Origin of the sequence: Roseburia sp. 831b, assembly GCF_001940165.2 — a bacterium.
GTDB lineage: Bacteria > Bacillota > Clostridia > Lachnospirales > Lachnospiraceae > Roseburia.
In genome coordinates this window covers 708726-730053 of record NZ_CP135162.1, presented here as the reverse complement: position 1 = coordinate 730053, position 21328 = coordinate 708726, and the positions used below count along the sequence as shown (strand labels likewise).

The 21328-nt window shown below is 40.0% G+C and carries 17 protein-coding genes; 2 read left to right on the top strand and 15 right to left on the bottom strand.

The features are described 5' to 3' along the window. Positions 1-58: 58 nt before the first annotated feature. From BIV16_RS03260 to gap, 4 genes are all read right to left on the bottom strand, one after another. Entirely contained in the window at positions 59-1603 is a 1545-nt protein-coding gene (locus BIV16_RS03260) for a CapA family protein (RefSeq protein ID WP_242940313.1), read from the bottom strand. 77 nt (positions 1604-1680) lie between these two features. Beyond that, positions 1681-2427, bottom strand: a complete 747-nt coding sequence (gene tpiA, locus BIV16_RS03255) for a triose-phosphate isomerase (RefSeq protein WP_075679368.1) — start codon at positions 2425-2427, stop codon at positions 1681-1683. 34 nt (positions 2428-2461) lie between these two features. After that, positions 2462-3673: a phosphoglycerate kinase gene (locus BIV16_RS03250; protein ID WP_075679369.1), complete on the bottom strand. Its 1212-nt coding sequence runs from the start codon at positions 3671-3673 to the stop codon at positions 2462-2464. A gap of 234 nt (positions 3674-3907) precedes the next feature. Then, complete coding sequence (gap, locus tag BIV16_RS03245) at positions 3908-4924, bottom strand: type I glyceraldehyde-3-phosphate dehydrogenase (RefSeq protein ID WP_075679370.1); 1017 nt, start codon at positions 4922-4924, stop codon at positions 3908-3910. 332 nt (positions 4925-5256) lie between these two features. On the opposite strand from gap, the gene BIV16_RS03240 reads away from it, so the two are divergent. Next, positions 5257-6084, top strand: a complete 828-nt coding sequence (locus BIV16_RS03240; RefSeq protein WP_075679371.1) for a histidinol-phosphatase HisJ family protein — start codon at positions 5257-5259, stop codon at positions 6082-6084. Positions 6085-6135: 51 nt separating this feature from the next. Here the strand turns inward: BIV16_RS03240 and BIV16_RS03235 are convergent, their stop codons facing one another. The 6 genes from BIV16_RS03235 to BIV16_RS03210 all read right to left on the bottom strand — a co-directional run bounded on the left by BIV16_RS03235 (position 6136) and on the right by BIV16_RS03210 (position 15301). Next, positions 6136-6843, bottom strand: a complete 708-nt coding sequence (locus BIV16_RS03235; RefSeq protein WP_075679372.1) for a GNAT family N-acetyltransferase — start codon at positions 6841-6843, stop codon at positions 6136-6138. Between the two features lie 22 nt (positions 6844-6865). Further along, positions 6866-7153: a hypothetical protein gene (locus BIV16_RS03230; RefSeq protein ID WP_143524696.1), complete on the bottom strand. Its 288-nt coding sequence runs from the start codon at positions 7151-7153 to the stop codon at positions 6866-6868. 111 nt (positions 7154-7264) lie between these two features. Then, on the bottom strand, positions 7265-8506 hold the full coding sequence (locus BIV16_RS03225) for a hypothetical protein (protein WP_075679374.1): 1242 nt from the start codon (positions 8504-8506) through the stop codon (positions 7265-7267). Positions 8507-8629: 123 nt separating this feature from the next. Beyond that, a complete protein-coding gene (locus BIV16_RS03220) occupies positions 8630-9904 on the bottom strand; it encodes a metallopeptidase TldD-related protein (RefSeq protein WP_075679375.1) in 1275 nt (424 codons plus the stop codon). A 16-nt stretch (positions 9905-9920) separates the two neighbouring features. Continuing rightward, positions 9921-11348, bottom strand: coding sequence for a TldD/PmbA family protein (locus BIV16_RS03215; protein WP_075679376.1), 1428 nt, complete (start codon positions 11346-11348; stop codon positions 9921-9923). Between the two features lie 149 nt (positions 11349-11497). Further along, positions 11498-15301, bottom strand: a complete 3804-nt coding sequence (locus tag BIV16_RS03210; RefSeq protein ID WP_075679748.1) for a phosphoribosylformylglycinamidine synthase — start codon at positions 15299-15301, stop codon at positions 11498-11500. 266 nt (positions 15302-15567) lie between these two features. Between BIV16_RS03210 and BIV16_RS03205 the strand changes: the two genes are divergently transcribed. Beyond that, on the top strand, positions 15568-16455 hold the full coding sequence (locus BIV16_RS03205) for a LysR family transcriptional regulator (protein ID WP_075679377.1): 888 nt from the start codon (positions 15568-15570) through the stop codon (positions 16453-16455). A gap of 111 nt (positions 16456-16566) precedes the next feature. Here the strand turns inward: BIV16_RS03205 and BIV16_RS03200 are convergent, their stop codons facing one another. From BIV16_RS03200 to BIV16_RS03180, 5 genes are all read right to left on the bottom strand, one after another. Beyond that, a complete protein-coding gene (locus BIV16_RS03200; protein WP_173664530.1) occupies positions 16567-17325 on the bottom strand; it encodes a hypothetical protein in 759 nt (252 codons plus the stop codon). A gap of 297 nt (positions 17326-17622) precedes the next feature. Beyond that, entirely contained in the window at positions 17623-18303 is a 681-nt protein-coding gene (locus tag BIV16_RS03195; protein ID WP_075679378.1) for a uracil-DNA glycosylase, read from the bottom strand. Positions 18304-18319: 16 nt separating this feature from the next. Further along, positions 18320-19081, bottom strand: a complete 762-nt coding sequence (gene hisF / locus BIV16_RS03190; protein WP_075679379.1) for an imidazole glycerol phosphate synthase subunit HisF — start codon at positions 19079-19081, stop codon at positions 18320-18322. Between the two features lie 15 nt (positions 19082-19096). Further along, positions 19097-19702, bottom strand: coding sequence for an imidazole glycerol phosphate synthase subunit HisH (gene hisH / locus BIV16_RS03185; protein ID WP_075679380.1), 606 nt, complete (start codon positions 19700-19702; stop codon positions 19097-19099). Then, positions 19699-21276 carry a hypothetical protein gene (locus BIV16_RS03180; protein ID WP_075679381.1) on the bottom strand — a complete coding sequence of 526 codons (1578 nt, stop codon included), beginning with the start codon at positions 21274-21276 and terminating at the stop codon, positions 19699-19701. The genes hisH and BIV16_RS03180 overlap by 4 nt, the downstream gene beginning before the upstream one ends. Positions 21277-21328: the final 52 nt, after the last annotated feature.

Sequence of the window (21328 nt, the reverse complement as noted above, 5' to 3'; positions counted from 1 at the left end):
CTGCATCCATTGGCATTATAGTGCCTGTTTCTATAGAAATGCCCGCCATCTTTGTTCTCTATTTCAGATTGCCAACGATGTCGATTGCATTATCGTTGTTATCAAATAATCCGGTTACCTCTGCATTACAGATATCCGAATCATATAAAATGTCTTGTTTCTCATAATCCTCATCTTGTTTATCGTAAACAAAACCATTTTCATCAATACCTACATCATAAGATATTGTTGCCAAATAGTCAAAGAAATCTTCTCTTTCTTCCTGATTTGTAATTAGATGCGTTGTCAGATTTTCCTGAATGCACGGAACATACTGCAATCGCAACGTTCCATCCGCCTCAATCACAATCTGTGCCACAGTCGTGTAAAGACTACCTGTGGAAAACCAGAAATTTCCCAAACTGTACGCTACCGGCGCACCATTTATGACCCCACATCCCTGCAACCGGTGTGGATGACCTCCAATAATGGCATCTGCCCCTGCTGCCACCAGCTTTTGTGCATACATCATTTCTAAATTGTCGTATAAAATCTTTCCTTCGGTTCCCCAGTGCGTAAGCGCAATCACATAATCACTTGTCTGATCCGCTTTTTCGATCACCTGCATAAACCGATTTGGATTTAGCATTTTCAAAACGCCCGGCGAAGTTTCAGTCGCCTCTTTTGTAAAATTTGTTGTTCGTTCTATCTCAGTTGCAGAAACAATTGCAATTTTTCGACCATTTACAACAAAATACACAATTTTCTCTGCTTCGTCTAAATTTTCTCCCGCGCCAACATACGGAATCCCGATAGCATCTATCGCATCCATCGTTTTGCGCAGTCCTTCTTTTCCATAATCATAAACATGATTGTTGGCGAGATTTACAAGATCTGTTCCAAACAGTTCCAGATTCTGTACCATCGATGTCGCTGCCTGAAATGTATAGGCTTTTCCAGGTAAGGCGGTTCCTTTTTCACCGTAAGTAAACTCGTTATTTACAGTCATGACGTCCGCATCATTCATCAGCTGTAACAGCTCACTTGAAATGCAGTCCTCCACCCCATTTTCCTGCTGCTCCATATACTCTGTCGTGTACCATCCATCCGCAAAATTGATGTCACCAATAAAGCTTAACACGGTCTCATCTGCCCGATTGCTTTCCTTATAATAGACGGGATTGGAATCCTCCTGTTCGATATTCATGTCCTTGCAATAATCCATCCACAACACATGCAAAGACTCACCGGACGCATCATACCATGCTTCTGTATCCGGATTTTCTGTAAGCACCTCGTCTGCAATCATCTGTACAGCAAAATCGCCATATTTTGCATCAAACCACATCAAAAAAGAATCATCCACCAGATATCCGGCAATGAATTCTTTGGTTGCATGATTTAATATTGTATCAAACGCCTCGGACATATCTGAAAGCTGCGTTTTTTGCAATTCGTGTTTCTCTGGCTCCTCCACTGCCTCTTCCCTTGCAGTCTCGTGTTCTCTTGTCTGTGTTGTCTCTTGTTGTGTCGTTTCCTGCACATCATTGCCCTTTGAGCAGGCTGTCAATGCACCAAGGAAAAGCAGTATCGAAAGCGTATTTAACATACACCTTTTTTTCATCGAGCGTGTTCCTTTTTGAAAAACCCGTTCCATAGAATATCTACGGAGCGGGTTTTATTTTTCTTCTGTCTTTGGAATTAGTAGTTTACAATCTTACCAAAATCTGCTTTTAAAGATGCTCCACCAACTAATCCACCATCGATATCTGCCTGAGCAAATAACTCTGCTGCATTACCTGCATTTACAGATCCGCCGTACTGGATACGAACTTTTTCTGCTGTATCTGTGTCGTACATTTCAGCGATGCACTCACGGATTGCTTTACATACTTCCTGAGCCTGAGCTGTTGTAGCAGTTTTACCTGTTCCGATTGCCCAGATTGGTTCGTAAGCGATTACCATAGATGCAACCTGCTCTGCTGTAACACCAGCTAAGTCAGATTTAATCTGCATACGAATCCACTCTAACATGATTCCCATTTCTCTCTGCTCTAATGTCTCACCACAGCAAAGGATTGGTGTAAGACCAGCTTCGAAAGCTTTCTTTACTTTTTTGTTTAATAATGCATCATCTTCTTTGAAGTAGTCACGTCTTTCAGAATGACCGATGATAACATATTTTACACCTGCGTCTACTAACATTTCTGCAGAGATTTCACCTGTGTAAGCACCTTTTTCTTCGAAGTACATGTTTTCAGCACCAACTGCAACATTTGTACCTTTTGTTGCTTCTACAACTGGTACGATGTCGATTGCTGGAACACAGTAAACAACTTCTACATTATCACTTGCTACAAGTGGTTTTAATTCTTCTACTAATTTTACAGCCTGGCTTGGAGTCATGTTCATTTTCCAGTTACCGGCTACGATTTTCTTTCTTGCCATTTTAGAATATCCTTCTTTCTTAAATATGCTGTATTTACTTATCGTTTGCTGCTGCAACACCTGGTAATTCTTTACCCTCTAAGAATTCAAGGGAAGCTCCACCACCTGTTGAAATGTGAGTCATCTTGTCACCGAAACCTAACTGGTTAACAGCTGCTGCGGAATCACCACCACCGATGATTGTAGTTGCATCTGTTTCAGCTAAAGCTTTTGCTACAGCGATTGTTCCTTTTGCAAGGATTGGGTTCTCGAAGATACCCATTGGTCCGTTCCAAACAACAGTCTTAGCGGATTTAACTGCTTCTGAGTATAATTCTGCTGTCTTAGGTCCGATATCGAATCCTGCTTTGTCTGCTGGCATAGCGTCTACTGCGTATACTTCTACAGGGATTTCAGCATCGATTGGATCTGGGAATGCATCTGCTGCTACTGTATCAACTGGAAGTAATAATTTTTTGCCAAGCTTCTCAGCTTTTGCAATCATTTCTTTACAGTAGTCAAGTTTTGTATCATCTACTAAAGATTTTCCGATTTCATAGCCCTGTGCTTTTAAGAATGTGAATGCCATACCACCACCGATGATAAGAGTATCACATTTCTCAAGTAAGTTAGAGATAACATTTAATTTATCTGCAACTTTAGCTCCACCTAAGATTGCTACGAATGGTCTTACAGGTGTCTCTACAGCTTTTCCTAAGAAATCGATTTCTTTCTGCATTAAGTATCCAACTACAGCTGTGTCTACTAAGCTTGCAACACCAACGTTAGAGCAGTGTGCTCTATGAGCTGTACCAAATGCATCGTTTACGAAAACATCACATAAAGAAGCAAGGTCTTTGGAGAAAGCTTCTCCGTTCTTTGTCTCTTCTGCTCTGAAACGTGTATTCTCAAGTAAGATTACATCGCCATCTTTCATTGCTTCAACAGCAGCTCTTGCGTTAGGTCCAACTACTTCTGGATCTGCAGCAAATTTTACTTCCTGTCCTAATAATTCAGAAAGTCTCTTTGCAACTGGAGCAAGAGTCTTTGTTTGTTTGTCTTCTTCTGTTTTTACTTTTCCAAGGTGAGAGCAAAGGATTACCTTTCCACCATCAGCTACTAATTTCTTAATTGTAGGAAGTGCTGCAACAAGACGGTTCTCGTCTGTGATTTTTCCATCTTTTAAAGGTACGTTAAAATCGCATCTGCAAAGAACGCGAAGACCTTTTACGTTAATATCATCTACGGATTTTTTATTTAATGACATAGTTATGTCTCCCTTCTAGGATTAATTATTTTTCTTATACAGAAAAAGGAGCCCGGCCCCAAAAGACCGGACCCCCTTCCTGAGTCTATCTGCACTCTGGCAGCCTGTGGCTTGAAAAAGTAGTCTACCGTGCAGTGATAATACATTCTAAATTATGCTAATTTAAAGAATATTCTTCTTCAAACTATTTTAATTCAGAGAAGTATTTGATTGTTCGAGAACAATCTCTTCGAACTATTTTAATTCAGAGAAGTATTTGATTGTTCTTACCATCTGAGATGTGTAGCTGTTCTCGTTATCATACCAAGAAACAACCTGAACTTCGTATAAGTCATCAGCGATGTGTGAAACCATTGTCTGAGTAGCATCGAATAAAGAACCAAATCTCATTCCAACGATATCAGAAGAAACGATTAAGTCTTCGTTGTATCCGAAAGATTCGTTAGCTGCTGCTTTCATAGCTGCGTTGATTCCTTCTACAGTTACATCAGCTTTCTTAACAACTGCTGTTAAGATTGTTGTAGAACCTGTTGGAACTGGTACACGCTGAGCAGATCCAATTAATTTTCCATTTAACTCTGGGATAACTAAACCGATTGCTTTAGCTGCTCCTGTTGAGTTAGGAACGATGTTAACTGCTGCTGCACGAGATCTTCTTAAATCACCTTTTCTCTGTGGTCCATCAAGAGTCATCTGATCACCTGTGTAAGCATGGATTGTTGCCATGATACCAGACTGGATTGGTGCAAATTTGTTTAATGCATCAGCCATAGGTGCTAAACAGTTTGTTGTACAAGAAGCTGCTGAAATGATTGTATCAGAAGCTTTTAATGTCTCGTGGTTTGTGTTGTAAACGATTGTAGGAAGATCGTTACCTGCTGGAGCGGAGATAACAACTTTTCTAGCACCTGCATTGATATGAGCCTGAGCTTTTTCTTTGCTTGTGTAGAATCCAGAACACTCTAATACAACGTCAACTTTTAAATCTCCCCAAGGGCAGTTGTTTGCATCTGGGAATGCATAGATTTTGATTTCTTTTCCACATACTGTGATAGAATCATCAGAAGCTGTTACTTCATCAGCATGCTCATATTTTCCCTGAGATGAATCATATTTTAACAAGTGTGCTAACATTTTAGGGCTTGTCAAATCATTGATTGCTACTACTTCATATCCTTCTGCTCCAAACATCTGTCTGAAAGCAAGACGACCGATACGGCCGAAACCATTAATTGCAACTCTTACTGCCATTTTTAATTCCTCCTAGAATTGTAAAAATAAAATATACTTTTGAGAAACTATTGTTCCCAAGCTTTTTTTATTTTAACCAATTTTTGCACAAAGTTCAAGTCTTTTTCATGAGTTTGTTAAATTTTTCACTATATCTTGTTTTCCAGTCTGTTTTTCATTCATTTTGTACAAATCTTCATACAATCTCTTTTCTTCTGTTGTAAAATAAGTTATATTTATTATTAGGTGTAGCTATAATAACCCGTTTTTATTATAACTTATTTTCAAAATGTAACAAAAAATTCTTATTATTTTTACTAATAAATTTTTCACAGAAAGGATTTCTAATTATTATGGAAGAAACACTTTTATCCCAACCGCTTTGGGATACCCATATGCACAGCCAGTTTTCCGGTGACAGCGACACCCCGCAGGAAGAAATGATTCATTCCGCAATCGAAAAAGGGCTTGCCGGCATCTGCTTCACCGACCATCTGGATATCGATTATCCAAAGGAGCCAGACCTTTTCCTGTTGGACCTTGCAAACTATCACGCTTCCGTCATGGCTTATCAGGAAACCTATCAGGACAAACTTCCAATCCGCTTCGGTGTTGAGCTTGGTCTTCAGCCGCACCTTGCCGGTTTGCACAGCGATATCTTGTCACAGTATCCGTTTGATTTTGTCATCGGTTCTTCCCACGTTGTACACGGATTCGACCCTTATTATCCGGATTTTTACGAGGGAAGGGATGAAAAAACTGCCTATCTGGAATATTTTGAATCTATTTTGGAAAATATCACCGCTTTTGATGGATTTGATGTCTACGGACATATCGATTATGTCGTGCGATACGGTCCTACAACGAACCAAAACTATCACTGGGAAGACTATAAAGACGTGATTGACGAGATTTTACGCCAGCTTATCTCGCGTGGAAAAGGTATCGAGATTAACACCGGTGGATTCAAATACGGACTCGGTCATCCGAATCCAACCGAAGAAATCATCCGCCGTTACCGGGAACTCGGCGGTGAAATTATCACACTTGGTGCTGACGCGCATAAACCGGAACACGTTGCATTTGATTTTGCAAAAGTTCCTTCCATTTTAAAAGAAGCCGGTTTTACTTATTATACGGTATTTGAAAAAAGGAAACCGAATTTCATAAAAATTGAGTAAACGAAAACCGGCCTGATATGCCAGCTCTTCTGACATAAAAGACCGGTTATTTTATTCTGAGACAACTGAAACAACAAGTTCTCTTTGTTTTACCTGAAACCCAAGTTTTTTCGCCAATGATATGGAAGCATGATTCTCTGTTTTAACAACATACATTGGTACAATTTTTTCTTCATAACATTTTTTAATCATTAACTTAACCAAATTTTCTGCAATTCCCAATCTGCGTCTGGGCTCTTCAACCCAAACTACAAGATTTCCATAGTCAGCGATTACATCCGACACTTTACAATAGCCGACAAGCTCTCCATTCATCAACGCAATATATTTTCTATATTCCTCTAAATATATATATTTGATTGCGTTATTCCTGTTACAGGCAAAACGCTCATCTGTACTTATATCCATTTGAGTATCCAGCAACATTCTATCCATATACGACAACTCGTATTGAGGCAATTTCAAATCATTCTGTATATTACCAACGCCTATTGCATCAAAATTAATTTTCGTATACAGTGACCTTAATTCTGTCTCATTAAATTCCGGCGAATAAGAAATGATTTTTTCCCCATTATATTTAGCTGCAATAACTTTATAAAAATATTTCTTATTGAGCGGAATATCTCTATATTTACATTTGCATACATGGACACCGTTGCAAATCATGCTATCATCTAGTCCTAAATATTCCTGATAAAAATTTGAAAATAAGCTACTATGCATTTTTACAATTTTGCTTTTTAGATTTTTCTTCATGCTTTCTCTCCTCATTTGTTTTTCAATTTTCCTCTATCTGTTCAGCAAGTTCGCCACTGTTTTCTATCCATCCCACCGTATCTGCATACAGTTCTATAAAAGAACATCCTAACACGCCTTCAAAATCGGCATTTTTCTTTGCAAGTTCAACTAGCTTATCAAATCCATACGTTTTTACAATATATTCTGCTAAAACACACTTTTCAGAATAATTCAATCCAGCAGTTGATATCACAGTTATATTTTTGTTTTCAATAAAACAGGGGTCTTTTTCTAAACGCTCCTGATACCCTTTCCATGCATCGCGCATATCAGCATTCGAGCAAGAATAACAATTGTTTTTCTCATCCCAGAGGCCATACTCACGAAGAAAGTCCTCTCCCATATAATTTACAAAAGCAATGTTTTTTTCCAGATTTTTTTATTCAAAATTGGCTAATACCGTGGAAAACCACTCTGTAAAAATTGAATTTCCATCCTGCAGTATCTTACCATCCCCCATTGTCAAATGATGGCAATATTCATGAAACAGTGCATGTGCCGTTTCCTCCCAGCCGAGTGCCAGCATTATTGTATTAGAAGTAGGAACATAGAAGCAGTAATCCTCTATGGTATTCATTTGTGTAAACTTCGTACAGATATTTACTTTTTCCAGATTTTTAGGCAAATAATCTTTTAGGTATTCCCTCGCCTCCTTAAAATCTGCAATTCTAAGTGGTTCAATAATCTGATAATTGGTCACCATATCCACATAGCCAAGTGTGACTACGTCCAAATCATCCCAGTTCCAGATTGCATCCTCCGTTTCAATTCTATAAGTTGCACCTGAGCAAACATTCTGGGTATCATGATACTGAAACAAGATTTTTCCAAGCTCTGTATAGTTTTTTCTGCTGCCAATCTCCTGCAGCCACTCATTTTTTCTTTTGGTAAGAAGTTCCCTGTCATATGACTCGATTGTCTTACACAACGTTTCATATTCTTCAAAAGAATATTTCTGTGTAAACCACTCTGCAAATCCGGCTACACACTCTCTTTCAAGTTCGGACGTCTCTTCATCAAAATACACATCCTCTATCATCGGCAGGGTAAAATCAAGCAGATACATTTGCTCATCCTTTTCCAAAAAATTCCGCAATGTTTCGTATTTTTTCGATGAATCTTCGCTTTGCTGTGCAATGATATGATGTTCCTTGCAATAAACATAAAACAATCCATACTGTTCCGCTGCATTTATAGAATTCCTGTGTGCTTCTTTTAACAGCCTCCAGATATCATCATAAAAAAGTTCCTGTTCTAGTGGAATAAAAAAGTCCGTTTTATCGGAATAAAAATCATCCTTTGAAAAACCAACATAAATTTTTACCTTTGGCTCATCCTCCGGGAAAATCTGATTCGAATATTGAACCACCTGGTCAATTTTTCCAATTATATTTTTTGCAGTCTTTTCCTCAAAGGAATCTGTTTTAAAATAATAGGTAACATCATTGTATTCCAGATAAGTCGCTGCTCCACTCCATCTGTATAAATTTAACTCTTTTTCACTCCATTGCACATTTCCTATCTTAAATGCACTATTTTGCGTGTTTCCTATTACAACACAAAAAGCAAGTAAGCCAAGTAAAAAAGCCACCAGGATGCCGCCTTGTATTTTTTGTTTCATAACCTCTCTCCTCATTCTGTTTTTATATGCCAATATCCATTTTACCTTTTTTCCAATAAAAAAACATTACATAAACGGAAACTTTTTTGGTTCCATTTATGTAATGTCTAATCTTACCTATTTCTATTTTCCAGCTACCGCAACATTCTGGAATTCAACTGCAAATGGTCCGTCATAATCTTTGTTCTTATAACGCTCCGTTGAAAACACCATATTTTTCTGTAATTCTAACAGGTTACCACTCACGGAACCTCCGGTTACCGGCGTTACTTTCTCTCCATCAAATAAGTAACCTAAACGGATTTCTCCTCCGAAATATCCACTGAAACTATCCATGGAAAAGTCCGAAAAACTTACCACATGAAGATATGGTTCTTTTTTCATTTCTTCAAATGATTTTGTTCCGTTGTCTAAGTGTACTGCATTGTACATTCCGGTTGGTGCGACGCCCAAATAATAAGCATACTGTATTCCACCATAGATTGCCTCTAATTTGCCATCTTTCATAAGAGAAAGATCTTTCATTGGTATTCCATCGTACGAATACGGTTCTGACGCATGAAGTGTAAGGTTTAAGGTCTCGCCCTGTACCTCTTCTCCCTGTACTTTCATACCTTTTTTGTAGGTGGAATAGCCAGGATAAATCATGGAAACACATGCACGGCTCAAATATAAATCCATCAACGCGCCTACTTCTTTTCCTGACAAGAGTAAACGGTAATTTCCTTTTGCTGGTGCTTCTGTCGCCTGTGCTCTTTTTTGTACCATCTCTAAGGCTTCTTTTGCCTGCTTTTTCAAGGCTTCCGTATCAAAATCGTCATACGCAAAATCCTGATACTGTTCTACATCCTGTGGCGTGATACACTGAACAATAAACTCACCGCTTACGCTGTTTTTCTCATAAGAAACATCCACGCCCTCTGAATTATAAATTGCCGTAGATGTCTTGCTCATGAAAAATTCTGCGGAATTGATAAATGCCTCTTTTCCATTGTCTACACTGTAAAGTGCTTCGACAAAACCATTTCCAATCTCCTCTAAGCTTTTTCCCTGTAAGCTGCTTTCAACCAAAATCTTGTCTTCTTTCTTGCCTTCGACAAGCTCGTAATAAGGATTTTTTACAAAAGATGCTGCATAATAAGTATCACTTATCGCCTTATCTACGTCTTCCTGTGTCATCTCCGGAAAAATCTGAATGTTGGCAGAACCACGCATTTTCTTGCCATCATCCTCAAAATCCCGGTAGATTGTAACATTGGAAGATGCCACATTTTTTCTTCTGCGCATGTCGAGATCTTTTTTGATGAAATAAAGTTCTGCGCCTTCTGTACTTTCTTCTACGACCCGGTAGGTCTTTATCTCAAATTTCCTGATTGCCTGTAATATTTTCTCTCGCATCGTCTTTCCCCTCTTCTTAGCCCAATCTGATTTTTGCCTTGATATATGGGCCTCCGTCTGATACTTTTGCCCACTCTTTATGTCCTTTACCACAATAGCCCGTACCTGCAAGTACTTTTTCATCTGACATCATGGAAATGGATTTCAACAAATCTGGCACATATCCCGTCAAAACAATTGGAGAGAATACTTTTCCCGTGAATTTTCCATCTTTGATTTCTCTTGCCACATCTACAAGGCACTGAATGCCCCAGTTCTTCGGATCTTCCATGCCACTACTTGCATTTTCCAGATAAAATCCATAGGAAATGGATGCTATCATATCCTCTAATTTGTCGGTTCCCGGTTCAAAAAACGTATTGGTCATTCGGGTATATACTTTGTGATCGGTTGCCTCTCTTCTGCCATTTCCGGTAGGTTTTACTCCGAGTGCCATTGCTGCCTGTGCATCACACATACCAGTTTTTAGAATACCTTTTTCAATAATAATGGTATCCTGTGCAACCGTTCCTTCATCATCAAAGAAAAAGGTTGCCGTCTGGGATGCTGCTGCCGCACCGTCGTGCATGGTGACAAGTTCGGATGCCACTTGTTTTCCAATATACTTCTCTGCAAGCGCACGTTTCTTCACGAACATATCCATCTCCACACCATGACCAAACGCTTCATGCACAATCATACCGGTAACATCCGGTGCACAGATGCAATCGTATTCTCCTGGTGTAAGCGGTTCACTCTCGGCAAGTCTGTTTAGTGTTTCTACCGCATGTGGAATCTTCGCTTCTAACTGGTCTAATACTTCCATTCCACCACAATCCGAACAGCTTTCAAACGCCATTTTCAGTTCTTCGCCTTTTGGAATCAGCCCAATCAGCATGCCACTTACCCACATCACGTTTTGTGTCATGTCCTTTTTCGGAGAAAGGAACAATTTGTGATACAACTGGTATTCACATCTTGTCTGGAACTCTATAATCTTCTCATCCTGTGCAAGTGCCTTATCACGAAGTGCGTTAATACGTTTTACAATCTCTTCGTCTCCTAAATCTTCCGGCAAAATCTCGTACTCTGTGCTTTTCTCGAACTGTTGTTCTTCATCCGGCATCTGTGGATATTTTAAAATACCTGTGCCAGCCGGCAATGTCTCTTTCCATGGCATTACATGTTTTTTCACTTCTTCTAAAACAGCAGGAATCTCCTCTTCCTCTATCTGGTTAAATGCATACTCTCCATAGCTTTCGCCATCGTATACTTTTACGACATAACCACATTCCACTAACATACTCTCTGCAATGTTTGTTCCCTGTTTGGAAATGGAATAACTTTTTCCCTGGGAATCCGTCATCAGAATCGATGCATAGGAATAGGTTTGCAGTAATTCGTCTAATAATTTTTTTAAGATTGGTTTCTTTTGCTCAATCAATTTACTAGATGCAACTTTCATCCCTTGTTCTCCTCGTCGTCTTATTTACTGGTCTTCTAAATCAGTCATTTTTTATTATACTATTTTCTAAGTGTGTTGTCTGCCCTATATTTGAGAAAAAAGACCTTGTAACACTTTACAAGGTCTCTTTTTCTTATTTTCTTATTTTCTTATTTAAAATATTTCACACCGGATTCAAAAATCTTCAAATCCTGCTCTCCATAAATATTCATTGCAACACTTCTGTCACGTCTCTCGGAGTGAGCCATCTTACCAAGTACACGGCCATCCGGGCTTGTGATACCTTCAATTGCCATGTAGGAACCGTTGACATTCCATTCTTCATCCATCGTTGGAACACCGGCTTCGTTGACATACTGGGTTGCAACCTGTCCGTTTGCGAAAAGTTTGTCTAACCATTCCTGTGGTGCAACGAAACGTCCTTCACCGTGGGATGCCGGGTTGCAGTAAGTCTTTCCTAACTCTGCCTGTGCTAACCAAGGTGATTTGTTAGAAGTTACTCTTGTGTAAACCATCTTGCTGATGTGGCGTCCGATGGTGTTGTAAGTCAAAGTAGGAGAATCTGCTGCCTGTGGGCGAATCTCGCCGTAAGGAACAAGTCCTAACTTAATCAATGCCTGGAATCCGTTACAGATACCAAGTGCAAGTCCGTCTCTTTCATTCAAAAGTTTGTTGACTGCCTCTGTCATCTTTGCGTTGCGGAATGCAGTTGCAAAGAATTTTGCAGAACCTTCCGGTTCGTCTCCGGCGGAGAATCCACCTGGGAACATGATAATCTGTGACTGTTCGATTGCTTTTACAAATTCGTCAACGGATTCACGGATATCTTCTGCATTCAAGTTCTTAAATACTTTTACAATCGTATTTGCACCAGCACGCTCGAATGCCTTTGCACTGTCGTATTCACAGTTCGTACCTGGGAATACCGGAATAAATACGGTAGGTTTTGCAACCTTGTTCTTGCAAACGTAGATGCTGTCTGCTTTGTAGAGGTTCGCTTTTACTTCGTCTTTATTCTCTGTTACGCGTGTTGGGAATACTTTTTCCAAAGTTCCTGTCCATGCCTTTAAGGCTTCTTCCATGGAAATTGCAACATCTCCGTAGACAAAGTTCTTCGTATCGTTTACTGCACCGACAACTGCGTCACATCCGCTTAACCCAGCCTCTTCTAATGCAGCTTTTACTTCTGTAAGCTTCTCTGCCGGAACTTCTGCCACAATATTACCAAATCCTGGTGCAAACATTGTTTCCTTGGAAACATCTGCATTTAATGTCACACCAAGTTTGTTACCGAATGCCATCTTGCTGACTGCTGCCACAAGACCTTTTGCATCTAACGCATACGCAGATACGATGACTTTTTTCTGAATCATGTTGCGGACTGTGCGGTATAATTTCATAACCTGCTCGTAAACAGGTAAATCGTATTCGTTTTTCTCAATGTTAAATAAAACTAACTGGTTGCCTGCTGCCTTCAACTCCGGTGTGATGATATCCTGTTCTTTTGCAACATCAACTGCAAAGGATACTAAGGTTGGTGGTACATCAATATCGTTGAAGGTACCGGACATGGAATCTTTTCCTCCGATGGATGGAAGTCCGAATCCAATCTGTGCATCATAAGCTCCAAGCAATGCTGCCATTGGCTGGCTCCATCGCTTTGGATCTTCGCTCATTCTGCGGAAGTATTCCTGGAAAGTGAAACGGACTTTGCTGTAATCACCACCGGCTGTTACGATTCTGGATAAGGACTCTAATACCGCATAAACAGCACCGTGGTATGGGCTCCAGCTTGATAAGTATGGATCAAATCCGTAAGACATCATCGTTACGGTATCAGATTTTCCTTTCATAACCGGAAGTTTTGCTACCATGGACTGTGTCTCTGTCAGCTGATATTTTCCACCGAATGGCATGTAAACACTTCCGGCTCCGATAGAACCGTCAAACATTTCCACAAGTCCTTTCTGGGAACAAACATTTAAGTCCGCTAACTCTTTTAACCATGCTTCTTTGACATTGCCGGCTTCTACTTCTTTTGCAACAGCTTCGGTTGAGATTTTATTTAAGTAGTTGTCTTCTGGGTTTGGCATCTCAACTGCAACCGTTGTTTCCTGGTGTGCTCCGTTCGTATCAAGGAATGCACGGGAAATATTGACAACTTCTTTTCCTCTCCAGGATAATACAAGTCTTGGCTCTTCGGTTACAACGGCAACTTCCACAGCCTCTAAGTTTTCTTCTTTTGCATAGCCTAAGAATTTCTCTACATTTTCCGGAGAAACAACAACTGCCATACGCTCCTGGGATTCGGAGATTGCAAGTTCTGTTCCGTCAAGACCTGCATATTTCTTAGGAACTTTATCTAAATCAACTCTTAATCCGTCTGCTAACTCACCGATTGCAACGGAAACACCGCCCGCACCAAAGTCGTTACATTTTTTGATGATATAGGCAACTTCTTCACGGCGGAATAATCTCTGGATTTTACGCTCTGTAGGTGGATTACCTTTCTGTACCTCTGCGCCACATACTGCGGTAGACTCTGTGTTGTGTGCCTTGGAAGAACCGGTTGCACCACCGATACCGTCACGTCCGGTACGTCCGCCAAGTAAAATGATAATGTCACCCGGATCTGAGGTTAATCTCTGTACGGCACGTCTTGGAGCTGCACCTAATACAGCACCGATTTCCATACGTTTTGCAACGTAGTTTGGATGATATACTTCTTTGACATAACCGGTTGCAAGACCAATCTGGTTACCGTAAGAACTGTATCCGTGTGCTGCTTCGCGCACTAATTTTTTCTGTGGAAGCTTTCCTTCGATGGTATCTTTTACAGACTTTGTCGGGTCAGCGGCACCTGTAACACGCATTGCCTGGTAAACATAAGTACGTCCTGACAACGGGTCACGGATGGCTCCACCAAGACAGGTTGCAGCACCACCGAAAGGCTCAATTTCCGTCGGGTGGTTGTGTGTCTCATTTTTGAAGTTGACAAGCCACTCTTCTACTTTTCCATCTACTTCAACAGGAACTACGATGGAACATGCATTAATCTCATCGGATTCTTCCTGGTCATCTAATTTTCCTTCTTTTTTCAGGCGCTTCATTGCCATCAAAGCAATGTCCATCAGGCAGACAAATTTGTCGCTTCTTCCGGCATAAAGATTCTTGTGTGTATTCAAATAATCTTCATAACTTGCCTCGATTGGTGCTTTGTAGAATCCGTCTTCAAACGTAACATCCTTTAACTCGGTAGAGAATGTAGTGTGACGGCAGTGGTCTGACCAGTAAGTATCTAACACACGAATCTCTGTCATGGATGGATTCCGTTTTTCTTCATTTTTAAAGTAATTCTGAATATGTAAAAAGTCTTTGAATGTCATGGCAAGATTCAAGGATGCATATAATTCATTCAATTCTTTTTCCGGCATCTCGCAGAATCCGTCAAAAATCATGACATCTGCAGGCTCTTCAAAATCCTGTACCAATGTCTGTGGTTTCTCTAACCCAACTTCGCGGGAATCTACCGGATTGATGCAGTGATGTTTGATTGCTGCAAGCTGCGTGTCATCAACCTCACCTTCAATCACGTAAGTAACTGCGGTACGGATAATTGGCTCCTCGTTCTCATTTAACAATTTTACACACTGTTCTGCAGAATCCGCTCTCTGGTCGAACTGTCCCGGTAAAAACTCTACGGAGAATGTTTTTGCTCCGTTTAATTCAAATGTTTCCTCATAAATATCGTCCACCGGAGGCTCTGAAAATACGGTAACCAGTGCTTTTTTATAAGTCTCCTCTGAGATATTTTCAATATCGTAACGAATCAGCTCACGCACTCCTGTCACGCTGTCGATTCCAAGATAATTCTTTATTTCTGCCTGAAGTTCTTTTGCTTTTACTGCAAAAGCAGGTTTCTTTTCTACATAAACTCTACGAACATTACTCAATTTTACGTCGTTCATCACTTACCTCCTAGTTTACGAGTGATTTTCCTTTTTTCATCGTTAAAAGTATAACATACGTCATACGATTAGAACAATTAATATATTTAATGTTATTTATAAGTTATCTTAATGTTTTGGGTTTGATTCATGAGCAAAACTACTTAAAAATTGTGATAGAACGATTTGAAATTCTAATTGACACTATTATAAGTAGGCCTTATAATTATAATGTTATTTGCTTATGAAATTTTAAATCCCGGAGGATTCTTATGGATATCAATTATGAACTTTATAAAGTATTTTATTATGTTGCAACTTCCCTTAGTTTTTCTGAGGCAAGCAAGCACCTTTATATTTCCCAGTCAGCGGTCAGCCAGTCCATCAAGACTTTAGAGAAAAAGTTAGGACAGCCTCTTTTTATCCGAAGCACGAAAAAGGTTCAGCTTACCCCTGCCGGAAAGTTGTTATTAAAACACGTAGAGCCAGCGATGAACCTGATTCAGCGTGGTGAGGATCAGCTTTTAGACAGCAGTCTTCTAGGACTTGGCCAGCTCCACATCGGTGCCAGCGATACCATCTGCCGTTACTTCCTCGTTCCTTATTTAAAACAGTTCCACAAGAAGTTTCCAAATGTGCCAATCAAGGTTACCAATGCAACTTCCCTAAACTGTGTCGATTTATTGGAAAAAGGAAAAGTTGACCTGATTATCACGAATTATCCGAACTCGAACTTAAACAGCTCCTACATCCAGAAAACCGTTTGCAATTTCCATGACGTATTTATTGCAAACCCGGCTTACTTTAATCTGAAACAGCAGGAGATTCCTTTTGTAGAATTAAAGCAGTACCCTATTCTGATGCTTGACCGGAAAAGTACCACAAGTGAATTCTTGCACAACCTTTTCTTACAGTATCAGTTAGAGCTTGTTCCTGAAGTAGAATTAAGCAGTAATGATCTCTTGATTGACCTTGCCAAAATCGGACTTGGCATTGCCTTTATTCCAGATTACTGTCTTACCAAAGAATCGAAGGAGCTTTTCGTCTTAAAGACAAAAGAAAAAATGCCGACCCGTCAGATGGTAGCCGCCATCAATCCGAGTCTGCCACCTTCCGTTTCCACAGAGGAATTCTTAAAATTACTTCCTTCTGTCGAATAAAACATCAAATTAACATACCTAATTTTGTATTATTTTTCTTTACACACAAAAGAACCGATTGCAGCTAACAGGCAATCGGTTCTCTTATTTTCATATTTTAAATTCACAGTTCTAGGTCGTAGACTGATAAATCTGACCGGAATTATAGTTGTATGTATACATTCCATTCTTAGAATACGTGTTGGACTTAGATGCCTCATTCTGCGCATAATACTGAATCATGGATGCCTTGGCGGATACCTGATAGCCATATGCACCTGTTGTCTGGAAAATCGACTTCACAGTCGACATATCTGCCTTCTTAAATTGTGTCTCATCAACTGACATCTTATTGTCACTGCCGATGGTGATTCCAATGGAACCAAGCAGTTTCTCATTCTGACTTGTATAAGTTACCAATGATTTGGTTGTACTTAAAATCTGATTTGTATTGGACTTTGACGCAGCATCTAACAAGTCATTATAACTGCTTGCAAAATTAGAAACTGCCTTATAGATGGCATCTTTGTCATATTCCTGCGTTGTTGTGCCATCGCTTCCCTTGACACTCTCTTTCTTGAATACAGACTTACTTCCATTTGAAAGCAAATCTTCTGCCTTCTTCTTCACATCTTCTGCAGCATTTTCAACAGAAGCTAACGTCTTTGTCGTATCTTTTGCTGTCGCCATCGAAGACGCAATATTTTCTGTCTTCTTATCATCCGAATAATATGCCTTCATCAGCTTATGATAACTGCCATTTTTGATAATCGCATAATCACTGTAACTAATTCCAAGCAAATCCGATGCTACATTGCTCGTCTTCTTGTTGGAGAAGCTGGAAAACAATGTGCTGATAGAGGAAGAATCATACGATGAAATTGTTGCCATAGTAATCACTCCTTTGAATTCTATTCACATCCCTGTTATCATTTTCTACTATATTGTATATCGTAATAACGCGCTGTTTTCTTTAGTTTTTCCATGTATAAATAACAGACACAATACCTTAAGAAAGCCTTTACCGTTCGTTCATAGATTGTTCATAACTCATTGGTACAATTATAATATCAAATAAGTTATTAAGTACTTATCACTTGATAAATTTTTTTCATAATTGCCCAGGCATCTTAGATGTCTGGGCACTCCTCATTTTTCGGTATTCAATTTCATTTCGATGTCAATTCTTTACGAATTCTTATTTTCAATCTGCCAGTCAATCGGCTCTAATCCATGTTCTACCAAAAACTGATTTGTCTTGCTGAAAGGCTTGCTTCCAAAGAAACCACGGTATGCGGACAATGGACTTGGATGAGGCGCTTCTAAAATCAAATGTTTGGGATTATGAAGCATCGCCTTTTTCATCTGCGCAGGTCTTCCCCATAGGATAAATACGATTGGGCGGTCTTGCTCATCCAAGATACGGATTGCTGCATCTGTAAACTGCTCCCAGCCAATTCCTCTGTGAGAATTTGCCGCGTGTGCACGGACTGTGAGTACTGTGTTGAGCATCAGGACACCCTGTTTTGCCCATTTTACCAGATATCCGTTGTCTGGAATGTAACAACCCAAATCATCATGTAATTCCTGATAGATATTCACCAGAGACGGTGGAATATCGACTTCCGGTTTTACCGAAAAGCAAAGTCCGTGTGCCTGTCCATCATTGTGATAAGGGTCCTGTCCTAAAATCACAACCTTCACATCCTTAAGCGGTGTCAGGTGAAACGCATTAAAAATATCATCTGCCGGTGGGAAAATCAAATGCGTCTTATATTCTTGTGTCACTTTCTGAAACAGTGACTTGTAATAATCTTTGTGAAATTCTGGCTCTAACGGTTTCAGCCAGTCATTTTGAATCGGTGGCATAACAATCTCCTATCTACTACCTTCTGACGGAAACTCCACGTTCTGCCAAATAGTCTTTTAAATCTGCAATCTCTAATTCTTTATAATGGAAAAGGGAAGCTGCAAGTGCTGCGTCTGCTTTTCCTTTTGTCAGAGCCTCATAAAAATGCTCTTTTGTTCCGGCACCACCGGATGCAATCACAGGAATGGAAACGTTTTCTGCAATCAATCTGGTAAGTTCAATGTCATATCCTGCCTTTGTACCGTCACAATCCATACTTGTCAAAAGAATTTCACCGGCTCCAAGCTTATCCGCTTCTCTCGCCCACTCAATTGCGTCAAGTCCTGTATCGATACGGCCACCATTCTTGTATACATTCCAGCCGCTTCCATCTTCTCTTTTTCTTGCATCAATTGCAACCACTACACACTGGCTGCCAAATTTGTCCGCTGCATCCGAGATAAGTCTTGGCGAATTAATCGCTGCAGAATTAATCGAAATCTTATCCGCACCTTCTCTTAAAAGGGTACGAAAATCCTCTACCGTACGGATTCCTCCACCAACGGTAAATGGAATAAACACTTTATCCGCTACTTTTCGAACCATCTCCACAACAGTTTCTCTTGCATCCGAAGTAGCTGTAATATCAAGGAACACCAGTTCGTCTGCTCCAGCCTTATCATAGGCTGCTGCAATCTCAACCGGGTCTCCCGCATCTTTTAAATCAACAAAGTTAACACCTTTTACGACCCGTCCGTTTTTCACATCAAGACAAGGAATGATTCTTTTTGTAAACATCTTCTGCCTTCCTCCCTAAATCATTGAAAAGTTTGTTAGAATCTTCTGACCAACCGCACTGCTTTTTTCCGGATGGAACTGACATGCAAAAATATTGCCCTGTTCTACCGAAGCATGAATACAGGTGCTGTATTCTGTGGTTGCTTTTACAATCTCCTCATTCTTTGCCTGTAAATAATAGGAATGTACAAAATAGACGTAGGCATCCTGTCCAATGCCCTCAAACAATCTACCATTATGCTGCAGTGTCAGGGAATTCCAGCCAACGTGCGGAATCTTTAAGCCTTCCTTGTCCGGAATCTTTTTAATCGTTCCCTCTAACAAGTGTAAGCCTTCCACACCCTCGCTCTCTTCGCTTCCTTCGAATAAGAGCTGCAAGCCAAGGCAGATTCCAAGAAATGGTTTTCCCATTTCAGTTACTTCCCGAATTACCTTGTCCAGCTCATATTTTTTCAAATGTGCCATCGCATCTCCAAAGGAGCCTACTCCCGGCAAAATAACTCTGTCAGAATTGCGGATTTCGTTAAAATCTCTGGTCACCACACATTCCTGACCGATATAATGGAGTGCTTTCTCAACACTTTTGATATTTCCTGCATCATAATCAATAATTGCTATCATTCTTCCGTCACCTTTTCCAAGCCTAAATTTTGAATCACTTTATACACTTCAACTGTATAATCTTTTCTGGATCGTGTTGCATATAATTCTCTTGCCTGATCTGCTGTCATTGCGAACTGGGAACTTAATGTTTCCTCCACATTCTGCTCAATCAGGTTTAATTCTACGGTACAGTTATAGGTCTCTGCATCCGAATAATTGATATCGTATCGTCCTACTGCACAAATCAGAGAATCCAATGCCATATCATAATCTTCGTCTTCTATGAACACCTGTGCTGCCTCATACTGGCTGGATACAGCTGCTAAAATCTTGGTTTTCTCATATAATTCTGTATCTTTGTCTTTCACATCCATTCCTGATAACTCGGCATATGCTTCTGTATATTTTCCCTGGTCTGTCAAAGACTGTGCCTGCTTGATGTTTGAAGAATAATTGATTACTTTGCTTCCTAACAAAATTAATAGCATGAAAGATGCTGCCATCACAAAGATTAAAATCACCGGAACCTTTGGAAGAGGTGGTGTATTGTCCTTCTCCTTTGGTGGCTTTGGTTTCTTTTCCTTCTTAACCTTCGGTTTCTTTTCTTTCTTTTCCTTTGGCTTCTTCTCTTTCTTCTTCTTTTCTTTCTTATCTTTTGGCTCTTCTTCCGGTTCTTTTTCTGCTTTTGCACCCATGGAACCTTCCAGTTCTTTTAGAATATCAAGATTTTCATCTGATAATCCATCCAGTCCTTCCATCGTGCTTTCTTCTTTTTTCTCCGGTTCCTTAGCTGCGTTCTCCTCGTCCTCATCCTCACCAAACAGGATACGTTTTAATTTTGCAAAAAATCCCTCTTTTTTGTCGGAATCTTTTTTCTTTCCATCCTCTTTGTCCGTGGATTCTGCCGCACCTTCGTCTTTTTCTTTTATCATATTGCCAAGCTCGGCAAAGTCATCTTCTGATTGCAGCAAAGATACTACATCGTCATCCTCACCGTTTGACTCTGTGTCTTTTGTTGCCTCATTCTGTGTCTCTGGCTCATCGCCAAATGTGATATCATCCTCAATTCCAAAATCATCAAAGTCATCATCTTCGATTCCGAACTCCTCTTTCAGGCTTGGTCCCTTTTGGCTGGACTCTATCATTGCTTTCGCGTCATCATCTAACGTGTCCACAACGAATTCTGACTCATCATCTGATTCCTTTGAAAGTTCATTCTCTCCCTCTGCCTCTTCCTCATCCTGCATTTTCTTTTTCGCAGAATTCACAATGTTGTCGAGATTTCCAATCAGGTCTTCCTTATCAACATCCGCTTCATCCTCTGATGAAACATGTTCCGCTGGTACAGTCTCCTCTGCATCCGGCTTCTCATCCTGGAAAACAGTGCTGTGATCGCCTGCTAATTCTTTCTCGAAATCACGCAGGAACTGATCATCCCCGTCGTCTTCCATCAACTGTTTTTCAAATTCATCTAAAAATGCTTTGTCTGGATCTACCACTCTCCCCGCATCACTTAAGGAGATAGACCTTCCACTGTTTTTTGGCGATACAGAACTAAGCAGATTGTCCAAATAATCTTCAGATTTGCTCATTATGTTTCCTCCGATGTTTCTCTATAACCGAATTAGGGATGTGATGAAACAT